Annotated in this window: 16 protein-coding genes; 11 read left to right on the top strand and 5 right to left on the bottom strand. The window is 48.0% G+C overall.

Annotated elements, in window-relative coordinates; genetic code table 11:
* Positions 1-244: 244 nt before the first annotated feature.
* The 3 genes from V7D78_RS04405 to V7D78_RS04395 all read left to right on the top strand — a co-directional run bounded on the left by V7D78_RS04405 (position 245) and on the right by V7D78_RS04395 (position 2,383).
* On the top strand, positions 245-775 hold the full coding sequence (locus V7D78_RS04405) for a PRC-barrel domain-containing protein (protein ID WP_333607219.1): 531 nt from the start codon (positions 245-247) through the stop codon (positions 773-775).
* Positions 776-989: 214 nt separating this feature from the next.
* Positions 990-1,199 (top strand): DUF3185 family protein, encoded by a 210-nt coding sequence (locus V7D78_RS04400; protein WP_333607218.1) that lies wholly within the window; start codon positions 990-992, stop codon positions 1,197-1,199.
* Between the two features lie 14 nt (positions 1,200-1,213).
* A complete protein-coding gene (locus V7D78_RS04395) occupies positions 1,214-2,383 on the top strand; it encodes an AI-2E family transporter (RefSeq protein ID WP_333607217.1) in 1,170 nt (389 codons plus the stop codon).
* A gap of 31 nt (positions 2,384-2,414) precedes the next feature.
* On the opposite strand, the gene V7D78_RS04390 is transcribed toward V7D78_RS04395, so the two are convergent.
* On the bottom strand, positions 2,415-4,064 hold the full coding sequence (locus V7D78_RS04390) for a response regulator (RefSeq protein ID WP_333607216.1): 1,650 nt from the start codon (positions 4,062-4,064) through the stop codon (positions 2,415-2,417).
* A gap of 192 nt (positions 4,065-4,256) precedes the next feature.
* Here V7D78_RS04390 and V7D78_RS04385 point away from each other — a divergent pair, with 192 nt between their 5' ends.
* Positions 4,257-4,565, top strand: coding sequence for a DUF6482 family protein (locus V7D78_RS04385; protein WP_333607215.1), 309 nt, complete (start codon positions 4,257-4,259; stop codon positions 4,563-4,565).
* Between the two features lie 6 nt (positions 4,566-4,571).
* On the opposite strand, the gene V7D78_RS04380 is transcribed toward V7D78_RS04385, so the two are convergent.
* The 3 genes from V7D78_RS04380 to wecA are packed head-to-tail and all read right to left on the bottom strand — an operon-like array spanning position 4,572 to position 8,121.
* Positions 4,572-5,732 (bottom strand): polysaccharide pyruvyl transferase family protein, encoded by a 1,161-nt coding sequence (locus tag V7D78_RS04380; protein WP_333607214.1) that lies wholly within the window; start codon positions 5,730-5,732, stop codon positions 4,572-4,574.
* A gap of 11 nt (positions 5,733-5,743) precedes the next feature.
* Positions 5,744-7,111, bottom strand: coding sequence for a flippase (locus tag V7D78_RS04375; protein WP_333607213.1), 1,368 nt, complete (start codon positions 7,109-7,111; stop codon positions 5,744-5,746).
* Entirely contained in the window at positions 7,066-8,121 is a 1,056-nt protein-coding gene (gene wecA / locus V7D78_RS04370) for a UDP-N-acetylglucosamine--undecaprenyl-phosphate N-acetylglucosaminephosphotransferase (RefSeq protein ID WP_333607212.1), read from the bottom strand. The genes V7D78_RS04375 and wecA overlap by 46 nt, the downstream gene beginning before the upstream one ends.
* A gap of 200 nt (positions 8,122-8,321) precedes the next feature.
* Here wecA and V7D78_RS04365 point away from each other — a divergent pair, with 200 nt between their 5' ends.
* From V7D78_RS04365 to V7D78_RS04345, 5 genes are all read left to right on the top strand, one after another.
* The gene (locus V7D78_RS04365) at positions 8,322-9,380 is read left to right on the top strand and encodes a glycosyltransferase family 4 protein (RefSeq protein WP_333607211.1); all 1,059 of its coding nucleotides are present in this window, start codon (positions 8,322-8,324) and stop codon (positions 9,378-9,380) included.
* Between the two features lie 7 nt (positions 9,381-9,387).
* The gene (locus tag V7D78_RS04360; protein WP_333607210.1) at positions 9,388-10,128 is read left to right on the top strand and encodes a WecB/TagA/CpsF family glycosyltransferase; all 741 of its coding nucleotides are present in this window, start codon (positions 9,388-9,390) and stop codon (positions 10,126-10,128) included.
* Between the two features lie 9 nt (positions 10,129-10,137).
* Positions 10,138-11,040 (top strand): glycosyltransferase, encoded by a 903-nt coding sequence (locus V7D78_RS04355; RefSeq protein ID WP_333607209.1) that lies wholly within the window; start codon positions 10,138-10,140, stop codon positions 11,038-11,040.
* A 77-nt stretch (positions 11,041-11,117) separates the two neighbouring features.
* On the top strand, positions 11,118-12,311 hold the full coding sequence (locus V7D78_RS04350; RefSeq protein WP_333607208.1) for an O-antigen ligase family protein: 1,194 nt from the start codon (positions 11,118-11,120) through the stop codon (positions 12,309-12,311).
* A complete protein-coding gene (locus V7D78_RS04345; protein ID WP_333607207.1) occupies positions 12,295-12,999 on the top strand; it encodes a hypothetical protein in 705 nt (234 codons plus the stop codon). The genes V7D78_RS04350 and V7D78_RS04345 overlap by 17 nt, the downstream gene beginning before the upstream one ends.
* Positions 13,000-13,023: 24 nt before the next feature.
* Here V7D78_RS04345 and rrtA read toward each other — a convergent pair whose 3' ends face one another.
* Positions 13,024-13,629 carry a rhombosortase gene (rrtA, locus tag V7D78_RS04340; RefSeq protein WP_333607206.1) on the bottom strand — a complete coding sequence of 202 codons (606 nt, stop codon included), beginning with the start codon at positions 13,627-13,629 and terminating at the stop codon, positions 13,024-13,026.
* A 164-nt stretch (positions 13,630-13,793) separates the two neighbouring features.
* On the opposite strand from rrtA, the gene ggt reads away from it, so the two are divergent.
* Complete coding sequence (gene ggt, locus V7D78_RS04335) at positions 13,794-15,536, top strand: gamma-glutamyltransferase (RefSeq protein ID WP_333607205.1); 1,743 nt, start codon at positions 13,794-13,796, stop codon at positions 15,534-15,536.
* Between the two features lie 9 nt (positions 15,537-15,545).
* Positions 15,546-15,733, top strand: a 188-nt coding sequence (locus tag V7D78_RS04330; RefSeq protein ID WP_333607204.1) for an enoyl-CoA hydratase/isomerase family protein, incomplete at its 3' end; no start/stop codon positions are given.

Here is a 15,733-nt window from a genome sequence, read left to right as displayed (position 1 = left end):
GCCCGGCCGTAAATGCCGGGCTTTTTTTATCTGAAAAAGTGGAAATCTGTTGCATAAAGACCCTGTATGCGCGCCATCGCACCGACACCACTTTGGCTTAAGCGTAAGCTGAAAATTCATCCTGAATGCCATATCTGATGGCGATTCAGCCCCTTTTTGGTAATGATGCCAGGGAGGCTAGCTGTGATGAAACGGTTATAGGACATCTTGTCCGAAGTACAATGTTATACCGAAGGAGCTTCATATGAAAAACTTACACTCAATCGTCTTTTATGCATTGGTTACCCCTGCGATAACCTTAGGTGCCAGCTCTGTCATGGCACAGCAGTCAAATACTGATAACAGGGATCGTCAGCAGCAACAACAGCAGCATCAGCAACAACAAACCAATCCACGTGCGCAGGATGCCAAGCAGTCTGATGCTTATAACAACACTGATCGTAAAAATACCTACGGTCAGAACCGTATGCAAAACCGAGGTCATATCGACAAAATACCCGCTAATGGTATGCACGCCAGCAATCTTATTGGTACCGAAGTTCGGACTAACGACAATGAAGACATCGGCAAAGTAGATGATCTGGTCATTGATGAGAATGGTCATATCGTGGCGATCATCGTCAGCGTTGGCGGTTTTCTGGGTATGGGCCAGAAGGATGTAGCTATCGGCTGGGACAATGTCACCCGGACAGGCACCAGCGATAAGCAACAGCTCCGCGTCGATGTTACCCGCGAAGATCTGACTACAGCCCCTAAGTTTATTGTGCGTAACTAAGCTGTATTTTTTAGTAAAAGTGGGGGCGAAAGCCCCTGTTTTTTTGCTAAATAGAGTGTAGTGCACTCTTAGCAGCCGCGGCCGAAATGGCTGTCCAGGTTAAGGCGCTGACACAGCTAAATACTGCCGCTGTATGTGAGGTAGCGTACAGATAAAGCTGTTAAATGTGTCTATCTTGGGCGTTCATCCTTCATTGATCAGAAAGAGATAAAAAATGAATAATAAAGTGCTCGCTGTTGTATTACTTGTGGTCGGTATTTTACTGTTGGTGTTTGCCTATCAGTCATCGCAAAGTATGGGCGATCAGGTGACAGAGGCTGTGACCGGCCGCTTTACTGATTCCACCATCTGGTTCCTTATCTTTGGTGCTGCTGCCACCGCTGCTGGCGTGGGCATGATGTTACTGGGCAGATCCGGCCGTTAAATCAGGTATTAGTGATGCCCTACGACATGAAAGACATTCCGGTCGGCAGGGCAAAGTTTGCGGGCGAACAACGTTTGTTTAACGCCGTTGAGTTACGCTTGTTCCGCTATACCGCCGTGCTGTTATTTATGGTACTGCTGACGTTGTTACTCGGCATTATTGCCTGGTCGTTCGGTTGGTTGCTGAGTGTATTTAACCATCTGTTGCTGTCACTATCGCTTGCTGGCATTTTGGCTTTAGTGCTGCATCCCGTGGTGCAGTGTCTGACAGTCCGTCTGCACCTGCCACGCATACTGGCCATTATCATAGTGCTGCTATTGTTTTTTGTCGGTATTAGCAGCTTATTTGTGTTTCTGGTGCCTATGATGGTTAACCAGGCGCTGCAGTTAATGACCACTCTGCCGGATACGTTGGCGCACTGGCAGCAAGTATTTAGCAGTAATTTCCCTGAGATCAGTAAGATGCTTGCCGACAATATGCCAGGTAAGGCTGGCGAGAGTAGCAAGTCAGTGATGCCTGATCTTGAACACACCAGCAAAAATGTAATGTCCTATCTGGGGGTGCTGGCGGGTATAGGTTTTGTGCCACTATTCCTGTTTTTTGCACTGTTGTCCGGTCATTTACTTCGTGGCCAACTGACTGAATTGTTTACAGTGTTTCAACGGTCAACCCGGCAAAAGCTACTGTATTTTATCGATGTGTTTATAGGCTATGTCAGTGCGTTCTTTCAAGGACAGTTAATCATTGCCATGTGTATGGGGATTTTATATGCGCTGAGCTTTTCACTGATTGGCCTGCAATACGGTGTGCTTATAGGGCTGGTGCTGGGTTTGCTGAATATTATCCCTTTTCTGGGATCTTTAATTGGGCTACTGGTAGTCTTGCCGATGGCATTACTGCAACCAGATGGCGGCCTGCCGCTATTATTGCTGGCAGCCCTGGTGTTTGCCATTGTGCAAGTAGTAGAAAGTGTTTTATTAACGCCGAAAATCATGGCAAACCATTCCGGACTGCATCCGGCGTTGGTCGTGATATCGCTGTTTTTTTGGGGCACGGTTCTGTGGGGTATTACCGGCATGGTACTGGCAGTGCCGCTTACCGCGTTTTTTGTCGCTATTTGGCGTGAAATCAAAGCCAGTATGAGATATATGCTAAACCCTTCTGATGTGCACTCCGGTCGCTAAATGTGGCAAAGGTGCGATTGTCGGGTAAGGTTTACTCAGCCCCTTGCTGACGTTTAGCCCGCTGTTGCAACTCCGGATATTGCTCGCACAGCTGTTGGTAGTACAAATTAAATTTATCCTGATTCGTGTTGCTCAGCTCACAGCGCAGTAATAACTGAATAGCTTTACGGCTGTAACTGAGAGTTTGCTCTGTTAAGCCGGACACCTTACTGGCTGCCTGCAGCAAATTCAGGGCGATAACCGGATTGGTTGGCATATAATCCAGCAGCTCACAAAACAAACTGGTGGCACGGCCAAAATACTGAGCCTGATAAGCTTCTGCAGCTTCACTATTAATTTGTTTAATCTGCGCTTTGAGCTGCTGATGGCGTTGTTGTTCCATTTTTAGCATGATGCGCTGGGTTTCGGTTAAAAAATCATCCTGCGCTAAAAATCCTGCCAATTTATCAATATAAAATTCACTGGCATGCAGGTCGCCCAATTCAAAGTGGGCTTTAGCGGCATCCATGCAACCATCAATGGTCAGGCTACTATTTTCCAGCTGCCCTTGGGCATTCAATAACTCTTTGGCTTCCAACAACTGGCCTCGGGCTGCCAGTACCCGGCTGCGGGTAATGGCAATAGCCTGGGTCAGGCGACTGACATCAAAGCGTTTGTTTAAGCCGTCCAGTAACTGAGTGGCATGTTGCAGAAAAATAGTCCGTTCCAGTAAGTTTTTACTGTAAGCGACATCAATTAGGCTGCGGGCATGATTCAGATAGAGATCCGGTGTCTCGTGCATAGAAAAACGGGCAGCAGCAATCAACTTCTGGTTGATACGCGCTGCCGCTTCTTTATTACCTATAATGGTATTAAGGTTACTAAGGGTTTTTTGCCGGGTGATATTTTTAGGCGCCAGCAGCACGGCTTCATATAAGGTTTTTTGTGCAGCATCGTAGCGGCCATACTTAACATAAAGCCGTGATAACCAATCCAGCGCTTCTACCTTAGTTTCATCATACTGCGTTAAATCGGCCAATTGGAGTTCGGTATCATCCCAGCGTTCCAGATAAAATGCCGCCAGTGCACGACCAAGCCTGGCCCAGGCAAAATTACGGCTATCCAGTATCTGTTGATAAAAATGCTCAGCTGCTGCGTATTGGCCGGTTTTTAATAACAATTCACCTTTTAAACGATTGGCAGCAGCACTAAACTCGGGTTTGTTTTTAACTACAGATTCGCATGCTTTAATGGCCTGCTGCTCGTCTTGCTCAAACAAATTAATCAGAATTTTACGCAGGGCAATTTTTTGTTTGACGGCGCGGGTTAAGCGCTCACTCAGAATCGGAAAGCTGAAAGGTTTTAAAATATAGTCGTCAGGCTGTAATTCTATTACACCATGAATGGTTTGCCGCTGGTTTTCTGCACTAATGATAATAAAACAGCACAGCGCAGATAATAGCTGCTGTTGTTTCAGGCTTTCAAATAGCTGATGGCCATCGCGGCCTTCGCCCAGATGAAAATCACATAAGATAAAATCAAAGGGTAGCTCAAGGCATTTCTCCAATGCCTCATTAGCGTCACGCGCTAAATGAATTGCTTCAAAGCCCATTTGTTGCAATATAGCCTTGATAGATGAACGCACCGGAGCACAGTCGTCAACCACTAATACTTGTTTGCATCGATAAAAACTGGCGTCCATACACATTAAACTCGCAGAAGTAACACAACAATTGGGTAGCTGAGTTAAATCATACCCTGATTGCTTCACAGGTCAACGGCGAGCTAGTGCTTTAGTGCAGCTCAGGGTTAAGTGACAGATCCAGCTGCTACAATAATGCGTAATTTTTATGCAAACCCAGATTGAACTGATCACAAAATAGCGGAGCCTGCCATGAACTTCCATCGTGCCCAACACCTTAACCATCATGATGTACGACTAGACGAACTGACTATTCACTCTTTTGAAATGGGGGTTTATCTGGCTGAAGCCGATTATGATGGTCGAAAAGCTTTTTTAGTTGATGACACTAACAGACCTCAGCAATTTCACAGTGTAGAAGAGGTAAAGCAGGCATTGTCTGCCTGCGTCATTCGCAAAGCCTTTTTGGTGCATCAATCTGCTTACGATGAAATGTGTGGCAGCCCGGAAAAAGTCGATAACACCTTAAAAGTACCGCTGTTTGTAACGGGCGTAGGTTAAGTGCAGTTAATTAAGCGCCTGATACAAGCGCTGCCACATAGCGTTGTTTTGTTGTTTTAACGCCGCAGCCTTTGTTCTTACCTCAGATCTTAGGCTTGCCTGGTTGTCCAGTAACTGCTGCAACGCGGTCAGCAAGCTTTGTTCGCTCAGCTCGGCAACACAGTAGTCGGCCATGCCAAAATCGCTCATCATGGCATGGTATTTATGGCTCCAACTGGTTGCAATACAGGGCACGCCCTGACTGAGCGCATTCACAGCGCCATGAAAGCGTGAGCTGATAGCCAGCTCAGCTCTGCCTATCAGCGCTTTTACCGCCAGAGGGTCTTCAATCTGGACTATTTGGCAGGGGGCTAATGCCGCGATTTCTGCGCATATTTGCGCATCTTCTTTACCTTCATGGTTTACCAGTAAGGTGCTGATGCCCAATTGGTGTAGGTGGTTGGCGGCTGCGGCAAAGGCAGCAATATAACTACTACGCTGTTGCTCAGCGCCGGCGTGGTTAAATTTTGATACCACTTTGTTATTGGGAATAAGCGCCGCAAAGCGGCCCTGTATATCGGGTAATTCGGCGTTAGGGCGGGCAGTTAGTCCAATAGTAAAATCGGGCGTTAATACCACTGATGCGGGTAATTCGGCAACACAACTTTTTAAATGTTCGAGTGATACCGGATCACGGACAAAAATCAGCCTGGCATGATGGATGATATCACGCATTGCGGCTTTACTGGCTTCGCTGTTAAAAGGGCCAAAGGCTTGGGGCATAAAAATAAACGGCTTATTGGCTTTGGCAAAACGTACCACTTCTTTGGCGGTATTTTGCAAAAAGCGCAGCGGCCACTGCTCACCATAAGCAAAACCACTGGCTTCGAGCACTACATCAAGCTGTTGCTCACTGACCATGCCATATCGCTGAAACAGTCGCTGGATAGCGCCTGGCAGCTTACCAATTATGGGGGTTAAATCAAGACCACCCCGGCGAAAAGACAGCTTTTGCCAGGCACCCAGTTTGGCGCGCTCGACATAGGGCAGGTTAGGGCCTGGAGATAGCACCAGTTCAACCGGCGAGGGTTGCCCTTTTAACCCTTCAAGGCTGGCAAGTAGCATTAAGTAGGCGCCTTTATTACGAAATTGTACGCCTTTAATTTCAACGAAAAGTGCTTGAGTCATCACACAACCTTTTAATGAGGCCTCTGCCGACGAGTGCGGAAAAATTGCCACAGCTGCGAGCGGGTGCTGGCGGATAAAAACAGGAAAAAGAACGAGGCATAGGCATAAGAAATCAGCGTGGCCCAGGCCGCGCCGACTATGCCCATCTTAGGAATTAGCCACAGGTTAAGGCCAACATTCAGCAGTGCACCAACGCCATGGCTTAACAACGATAGCGGCTCCTGCTCGGTTATCACCAGGTGCTGGCTGATAAGATAACGCACAAAAATAAAACAGCCTGCCCAGATATGAATACGCAGTACCTCAACGGCCGCGCTAAAGTCATCGCCAAATAACAGGCTGATAAGCCAAGACGCGCTTAGTGTCATTAACACCGCAATGGTTAAGGCGGCGCTAAAAAACCACAGGGCAAAGCGGCGCAATTTAACATAGTAAGGCGTCAGGCCAATTTGGTAGCTTTTTAGCATATCCGGGTAGTAACGTGCTGCTAAGGTGGCAGGAAACACATACCAGAGTTCAGATAAGCGGCTGGCTGCCGCATAGATGCCTGCTTGCTCAGTCCCGGCAATGGCACCGATCATGACGATATCGATTTTCAGGTAAATCACTGACACTATACCGGATAACCACAGCCACGATGAGCGTTTCAGCAGTGCTTTAACCTGACTGAGGTTAAACCAGCGAGGATGATAACCAGGCCAGCGCTCTGCTGTGGCGTTAAACGGCTGTTGCTTTCGACGGTACAACAGGTATTGAGCCAGTGCCACTAACAAAAACTCTATGCCGGTCAGTAATAACAAACTGGCTATGCCAAAGCCCAAATACAGTAATAGTAGTTTCAGGCAAAAACTAAACAGGCTGATGGCGGCTTTGGCATAAGCCGGGCTTCGAAATGTACCCTGATAATTCAGATAAAATTCAAACAATAAAAAGCCAAAAAACGCCTGCAACAAAAAGAGCACTGGGATGGCCAGTGCAGTGTAGCCAGTAAAGAGTTGCGGATACAGGCCGTAAAAAAGCAGCAACATCAGGCTGCCCCCCAGTAACCCCAGACCCAGCCTGATGCTGATAGCGCTATATAATAGCGTCATCGCTTGTTGCGATTCGTTATGTTTAACCATTTGCCGCACAACAATATTGTTTAAGCCCATACTGGTTAACGGAACTAAAAAAGCGCTCCAGGCCATCACAATAGCGTAAATACCTAATTCAGCCGCGCCCAGCCAACGAGCTACAATAATGGTCAGCACCGCGGCCAGCAGAATTTTCAGCAGTTTTTCTGATAACATGGCCGTAGCGCGGGCTTGCAGCAGTTTATTTAGTCGTTTTAACATTAGCGGGTTCTCTGCCGTTGCCGGATCCAGGATATCAGCCGCCAAACATGTTGAAGCAGCATTAAATACAGGCTAAAAATAGCAATAAATAACAATAACATCGCCAGATCTGGTACCAGTAAATACTCACCAATAATGCCAAAACAAGCAAAAACACAAGCCAAAGCGCTGATAAGGAATAAGGATTGGCGGGAGCTTAAGCCCATACGCAAAGAAATATGATGTAAATGTTCGCGATCGGCCTTAAAGGGCGACTGCCCTTTAGCAAGACGGCGGAACATAATAGCCAGCATATCCATCAGCGGTATAGCAATAATCCATAAGGCGGTAACCGGCCGAAAACTGGCAGTTTCACTTTGTGTACCCAGAATAAGCAACCAAATAACCGACAATCCGATAAGCATGCTACCAGCATCACCCATAAAGACTTTTCGCGCTGGCCAAAGATTCAGATTTAACGCCAGATAAGGCAATAATGCCACGATCAATAATAATGGCAGCAACGCATAATGTGCTTGGCCCCATAGCAACATAAAAAGTGCGATACAACTAAAACTGACCAGACTTAACATTCCGGCCAGACCATCAATGCCGTCAGTCATGTTAAAGGCATTAATGGCGGCAATGACCGCTATCAGAGTAAAGGGAATACCCAAAGGGCCCAATGGTAATGGCCCAAAGCCAAACAGGTTACTCAGCTGACTGATATGCAAATCAAGGCTGAAAATCATTAATAAGCCGAGTAATAACTGTACCGACAGTCGCAAGGAGACACTTAAATCCAGGTAGTCATCAAAAGCTCCGAGCAATACTATAGCGCCGGCACAAGTGAGGTAATAGCCTGCTTGCAGAGCCGGTGTGCCAAACAATAGCAGACTGACTAATAAGCCGGTATATACGGCCAAACCGCCAATCAGTGGAATCGCGCCCTGATGCTGTTTCCTGCCACGGGGAATATCGACCAGACCTATTTTCTGCGATAGCGGATAATAGATAGCCAGAGCCAGCGCACAACCAAAGATCCCACTCGACAATAAAAAGCCAACTTCAGGCATCAGGATTCCGTCCAATCGTATTCAGCTAAGCGTCAGTTGTAACAATTACACTTTCACCTTGCCAGTGTATCAAGTGATTTCATTAATCCAATGATAAACTCGGTGTTTATTTTTTTAAAACCGCTTATTCTGACTCGCTATCTGTATAAAATGAGTAGGGTTATCCCCTGAGTGTAAGTCTTGATTAAAGAGTAATCGTTTTGTCGCAACCGTCAGTTCTTGTAATTACCAATATGGGGCCTAAAGCCAGCGCACCTTTTCAGGGGCGCTTTGTGCAGCAGCAGGTAGAAGCACTGCAGGCTGCCGGCTTAAAGCCTGGTTACCATTATATGCGCTGGCACAGTGACTCGAGGCTGAATCGTTACCTTAAATATCCGGTATTTTTGCTGGACTTTACCTGGCGCTACCTCTTTACCCGGCAAAGCTTCGATATTATACACGTTCATTTTTTTTATCCGACCATCTGGTTGGCCTTATTGTATAAATTGTGCAGACATCGTCATGTCCGCATTATTGTTACTTGTCATGGCAGTGATATCTATAAATATAAGCCGGCAGGATGGTGGTATCGCTGGTGTGCTGGTTTTGTCGAACACTGGATATTCAGTAGTCAAAGCCTGGCGCAGCATTTTTTCTGTCAGCCAGCCAGTTGGCAGGTGCTGTCAGCCGGTATCGCTCAGGTGTACGCCGCTGCCCGGCAAAAGCCATTAGCGGATAAAGACATCGATTTACTTTTTGTAGGGAGTTTAGATCACAACAAAGGGGTAGATCGCTTAATCAGCTTGCTGCCGTTGCTGGCAGATAAGCGCATACTTATCATTGGCTCAGGCCCCATGCAAGCGCAGCTGCAACAGGTTTTGGCGCTCTATCCCAACGCCAGTTTTTTAAGCGGGCAAACGCCAACAGAATTACAGCAATGGTATCACCGGGCCCGTTGTTTAGTGAGTTTGTCACGCAACGAAGCCTTTGGGCTGGTGATGGCCGAGGCCATGGCGTGTTACACGCCAGTGATTGCCACGACCACCGATGGCAGCCTGGCACAAGTGATTGACGGTGAGAATGGCTTTTTACTACCAGCACACGCTGATGAACATGCGCTGCAACAAGCTTTGTTGCAGGCATTACAGCAGATGTGGCAGGCCAGCCCCGAACAATATGCCACCTGGCAACAGGCGGCCAGACAAAGAGCTGAGCCAGAGGGAATAGCCCAAGTGGCCCAACGTCTTGAGCTCTTATATCAACAGCTAACTAAACAGTGAGCATGAGATGACTGAACCAGCAGGTGCGGCATTGCCGCAAACGGTAAATATTGGACCGGTCGCTGTGGCCGCCTTCAGTGGCATGGATGCGCTGCTAAATACGGTGATAAAGCCGGATGGTACGGTTTTTCATGGCTCGGCTATCGCTATTAATCCGGAAAAAGTGCTCAGTGCATTGGAAAACCCCGCTATTAATAGCGTGATCCAACAGGCGGATTTGCGCTATGCCGATGGTATTGGTGTGGTAAAAGTGATGAGTCGAAGGTTGGGTATTAAAGTGCAACGGATTCCCGGTTGCGAATTGTGGCAACAGTTAATGAAACGGGCTGCACGTTATCAGGTGCCGGTATTTATCATTGGTGCTAAGCCGGAGGTATTACAGCAAACCCGTGATAAATTAACGGCTGAAGGCGTGCAGTTGGTGGGGGCGGTGGACGGCTATTTTAGCGACGAAGCGGCGTTGATTGATGCAATAACACTAAGCGGCGCTCGCATTGTCAGTGTTGCTATGGGTTCACCGCGGCAGGAATTACTGATTGGCCGTATTATGCAGCAGCATCCTGCATGTTTTTATATGGGCGTAGGGGGCACCTACGATGTGTACACGGGTAATGTGAAACGGGCACCAGAGCTGTGGTGTAAACTCAATCTTGAGTGGGCTTACCGCTTGTTGTTACAACCTAGCCGCATTGGCCGGCAACTAAGGTTGCTTCGCTATTTATGGTTAGTTATCCTCGGCCGGATTTAAGGAATCAGCATGAATAAACAGCAAGCTAAGCCGTTAATAAGCGTTTATATGCCGACTTTTAACCGGGTAGACATGGCGATACGGGCGATAGAATCTGTATTGGCTCAGGATTATCCTTACTTTGAATTAATCGTGGTAGACGATGCTTCTACAGATGACAGCTGGAGCCGCTTAACTAACCGGTATATCAATGAAGAGCGGGTACGTTTTTTTCGTCAGCCGCAGGGTATGGGGGCTTGTGCTGCCCGTAACAGAGCTATAGAACAGGCTAAAGGTGAATTTGTTACCGGTTTAGATGATGACGATGAGTTTTTGCCGCATCGCCTGAGTAGTTTATATGCGGCTTATGATGATCAGTACAGTTGCGTCAGTTCATCCTATATCTGGGACTATGGTAGTGTGCGCAAGACACTGTTTAATTACCCTGAGGTGGTTACCCTAACCGCCTTACTCGACTTACATTCTATGTCCAATCAGGCGCTGGTCAAGCGTGACAGAATGATAGCACTACAGGGATTCGACACTGCGCTGGCCGCCTTTCAGGATTACGATATGTGGGTCCGGGTAGTGCAGGGCTTTGGCCCGGCATTACGTATTGCCGATGCCAGTTACAAAGTAAATGTGGGTCATGAGCTGGGCCGTATTACCGATTCACCGAAAAGACTGGATGCGCACAAACAATTTGTCGCTAAGCACCGGGCGCACATGTCTGAAAGAAACCTGCAGAATCAAATGTTTTATCGCTTAATGATGCAAAAGCAACCGCTTAGCCTGGCGCAATGGCTGCACTATTGCCGTTCTGGGTTAGTGACGCTAAAAAGCCGCTATTATTTTAAACAAAAACTGGCCTGGCTGAGCCGGATGCGAATTCGCTTGTTAAACAAAGGCATCTCAGGGATGTTTAAAAAATAATGCTCCCGCCAACGAGACAAATAAGCCGGACCGATCAGCTTGTTTTATGGTTGGCGCCATGGTTTTTGCTGGTAGATATGTTAAACGGTGCTTTGTTGCAAAGTGTCGGCACCAGTTATGGGCTCAGCATGATATTTAAAGGTACTTTGCTGGCCTTAATGTACAGCTCGTTATGGCAACGGCGGCAAGCTCAGGCTTGGTATCTGAGCTTACTGGGGGCCTTGATGCTATTGGGACCGCTGCTTAGCTTTAGCCAGACTGGCCAGCTGTTTTGGTTAGCCGAATTGCAACTGGTCAGCAAAATACTGGCGCTGCTGCTGGCATTTTATTATTTAAAGCCCTTAGCCTTGCAAACCCCCAAAGCCTGCGGTCAGTTGCTGCAACGAGTAATGTTAATAAGCTTTTTAGTGGTACTGGTAAATGTGCTGTTGGGGCTGCTGGGTTTTGGCTATACCGCTTATCAGCCGATGGAAGCGGTGCAGCAACGCTTCTTAGGCTATAAAGGATTTTTTTACTCCACCAATGAGTTGTCAGCACTGTGGCTGGTACTGAGCTGTTGGGCACTGTTGTATTGTTGGCCACGCAATAAAGTGGCGTATTTACTTACAGGCTTAATTAGCCTGAGCTGTGCCGCCTTGATGCTGACTAAAACCGGGGTATTAGGTTGTCTGGTGCTGGTGTTACTGCTGCCGCTATTGCTGCAAAACGGACGCTGGTGGCAGCAAAGGCGCGCTTTGCTGGGCCCTTTGCTGCTGTTAAGTGTGATGCTATGTTTGCTACTGCTGTGGCAAGGGCCAGCTTTATTGCAGTGGGCGGGGTTATGGGATAAATGGCAGTACGCATACCAGCAGCGCGGACTCGCTGGAATCCTATTATCGTCGCGGGATCTGTATTTATCACGTTCACTGCAGACGCTGATATCAGAATACCCGGTCTGGCAACTGCTGTTTGGTGTCGGTATCAGCGGTATGCAGCTATACCTTAAAAAGTATTTTGTGGAGCTGGATCTGTTTGATCTATGGATTTTTTATGGTTTAGCAGGGGTCTTGGTATTTGTCTGGAGTTTTACTCTGCTATTCTGGCACAATTGGCAGAGTCGGCAGCGCTCTCAAGCCGCAGCCATTATACTGCTAAACCTGCTGTTATTGATGGTCTGCTTGCTGGCCGGGCATGTGCTGACATCCGGTATGCTCTGGTTGCCTTGGGCCTTACTAAATATCAGTTTGCTGCTGCCTGGCGGCGTCGGGGGAACAGATGAAAGATCTGCTTGAAACCATGCTATACCCGCATAACTTGTTTATGTATGCTTTGCTGCTGGCCTGCATGGCTTATCGTAAAAAGGGCCTATGGTGTTTATTGGTAAGTTTTTACCTATTAGGTAATACCTTGGTCGCCAATCAGGTGCGCATCTTGTACAGCAGTCAGATTAATACCAGTGTCACAGCATCCTCTGATAGCCATTTTGTGCTATTGGGCTGTGGTGGCTCGCCAGAGCATTTACCGGCCTGCGGCGAGGCACGTTTGCGGCATTTAGTCAGGCAAGTGAATAATATGCCGGCCAGTGTGACTATTACTACCCGGCACTGTCAGCCCTATCTTGATTTTTTACTGGAAAAGCACGACCAGTTGGTGGTGGACTGTTTTGATGGCGGTGATAATACCTATCAGGAGTTTTACAGGTTAAGCCAGCGCTTATCGACCAGTCAGCGTTTACAGTTTGTCAGCAGCGATTATCATCATTGGCGGGTGTCGCAACTGATTAAATTACACGACTTTAATGCCGGGGTTAGCTCAGTGGGAAGCCAAACCTTCCGGCCGGTAAATTGCCCCTATCTCAGTTGCATGCTAACGGTAAATCTAAGTAACTTTGACCTCTATGCCAAGCTTAGCGCTGAAGTAAGTAGTTATGCGGTGTACCGCTTGTTTGGTGGCTGGTTTAACTGGCAGGATGAGCGTTGATGCGCAATAGTGCTGTGGTTGTTTTTAAGAGGGGTTATTTGTTCCGCGAAATAGCGTAGTGCGTCGGACCAGATCCCAGCCAAACAATAAAAAGCCGGCGATAAGACCATATAAATGGGCAAAAATAGCCACTTCAGCATTAATTAGTTGCCCTAAAGCCGCATCCGGGCCCTGATAGTGCTCATAAGCCACTTTAGCTATAAGCCCCACTAACAGCAGTTTGCCGCCGACTTTACGCAACTGGCTGTCACAGAGCGCGCCATAGCAGAGCAGCGCATGCAAAATGCCGGATAAGCCAACATATTCAACAATATGCGGTTGCCATAGCCAGGTTAGCAGGCTTATCAGTAAAGCGGCAAACAGGCACTGCCATAGTAGCGGCTGTCGTGCCTGATACTCAGCATGCAGCAACATGACTAACAATAAGCCACCGCTGTTCAGTAGCAAATGATACCAGTTCGAATGCACCAGATGTGCGCTGAGTAAGCGCCAGTATTGATGCTCAGCTAACGCTTGACGGCTATATAATAAGGCTTCCTGAGCGGGTTGTCCTGCCAGAGCCAGTAGCCATAACAGCGTGAGTAACAATAGATAAGGCAGAAAATGGATGGACCATACAATCTTTAGCAACAGACACCTGCAGCATTAATAATAAAGTGCCTATGCAAAACGATTTACTGCTTAAGATCAAGCGTTATTTCTAATGCTGTAGATGCTTGCTTTGCCCGGCAGCAGGCAGTAGGGTATAGGATTGCAGTTTTATGTTTGATTTACGATTGATGAGGGGCGGCAACATGAAACCATTTTTTTGGCTAAGTAATAGTGCCTGGTTGTTACTCTCTGCGTCGATAGTTGCACAGCCGGTGCAAGAAACCCGTGAGCCTGAAGCTGCCACTGGCCTTTATCAGCAGCAGTTAACCGAATATCCAAAAGCGATGGTGGCCGCAGCACATCCGTTGGCCGCAGCAGCAGGACAGCGGATGCTTGCCGCCGGGGGGTCTGCAATAGATGCTGCCATAGCCACGCAATTAATGCTGGGCTTAGTGGAGCCGCAAAGCTCAGGCATTGGCGGCGGTGCTTTTATCCTGCACTGGCAGGCAGATACACAGCAATTAACCAGCTTTGATGGCCGCGAAACCGCGCCGGCAGCGGCAACAGGCCGCTTATTTGAACAGGATGGCCAATTACTGGATTGGCGCCAGGCTTATGTCGGCGGCAAATCAGTTGGTGTGCCGGGCGTACTCAAAGCCTTGGCTGATGCGCATCAATTATATGGCACATTGCCCTGGGCCAGTTTATTTACCGATACCATTGCTCAGGCGGAGCAGGGCTTTGAGGTTACAGAACGCATCAGCGGCCAGTTAGCCCGGGGCTGGAATCAGGGAGTCCAAAAGCTGTCGCCTGCTAAAGAGTATTTTTATCCGCAAGGCGAGTCAGTAGCCTCAGGCACTATTTTAAAAAATCCGCAATACGCTGCGATATTGCGACAGATTGCTGCACAAGGCGTGCAGGCTTTTTATCAGGGCGACAATGCCAAACAATTAGTGGCAACAGTGCAGCAAGCGGCGGTGAACCCGGGATTATTGAGCCTTGATGATTTAGCTAATTATCAGGCGCTGCAGCGTGACCCCGTTTGTTTAGCTTACCGGCAGTATCAAATCTGTGGCATGGCGCCGCCCAGCTCAGGTGGCATAGCGGTTTTACAAATCATGGGCATATTGTCACATTTTCCGCTGCCTGAGCTTCAGATCAATAGCGCTGAAGCTATTCATTTGATCAGTGAAGCGTCACGCTTAGCCTTTGCCGATCGAGACCGCTTTGTCGCCGATCCGGATTTCAGTGCAGTGCCGGTTGAGGGCTTGCTGGCAGCAGACTATTTAGCCGGCCGCGCCGCACTGATTTCAGCTAAAAACGCAGCACCAGTGATGCTAGCTGGTGAGCCGGTCGGGGCTCAACCATTGCTTAGTGCCAACGCCATAGAATTTTACAACACCAGTCATTTATCGATTGTTGATGCCAAGGGCAATGCGGTCAGCATGACCACCAGCATTGAAAATGTGTTTGGCTCAGGACTGATGGTCAATGGCTATTTATTAAATAATCAGCTGACCGATTTTAGTCTGGCTCCTGAGCAGGCCGGGCTGTTAATTGCCAACCGGGTAGAGGGCGGTAAGAGACCGCGCAGTTCTATGGCGCCGATGATGGTCTTTGATGCCGATAATCAGTTAAAGCTGGTGATTGGCTCACCCGGTGGCAGCCGCATTATTAATTATGTGGCACAAAGCCTGGTGGCTATTCTGGATTGGCAGTTAGATGTGCAACAAGCCCTGGATTTACCCCGATTTACACACCGCAATGACTATTTGGCATTGGAGTCGGGTACGCCATTACAGCAACTGGAGCAGGCGTTATCCGTGCTAGGTCATCAGGTACGGTTACAGGATTTAAACAGTGGCTTGCATGCCATTGAAGTAACCCCAAAGGTGTTGCAAGGTGCTGCTGATCCGCGGCGCGAAGGCAGTGTCGCAGGTTTCTAAGGAAGACAAATGACAACAGTATTAGCTGAGCTACAGCAGGGAGTGTTAACGCTGACCCTGAACCGGCCAGAGAAAAAAAACGCATTAAATTTAGCCATGTACCAACAACTCACTGCGCAGTTGATGCTGGCCGAGCAGCAAGCTGATATTAAAGTGGTGTTGTTGCAGGGCTCGGCTGATTGTTTTAGCAGTGGCAA

Source organism: Arsukibacterium sp., from assembly GCF_036735525.1.
Lineage (GTDB): Bacteria > Pseudomonadota > Gammaproteobacteria > Enterobacterales > Alteromonadaceae > Alishewanella.
This window is presented reverse-complemented; position numbering and strand designations above follow the sequence as displayed.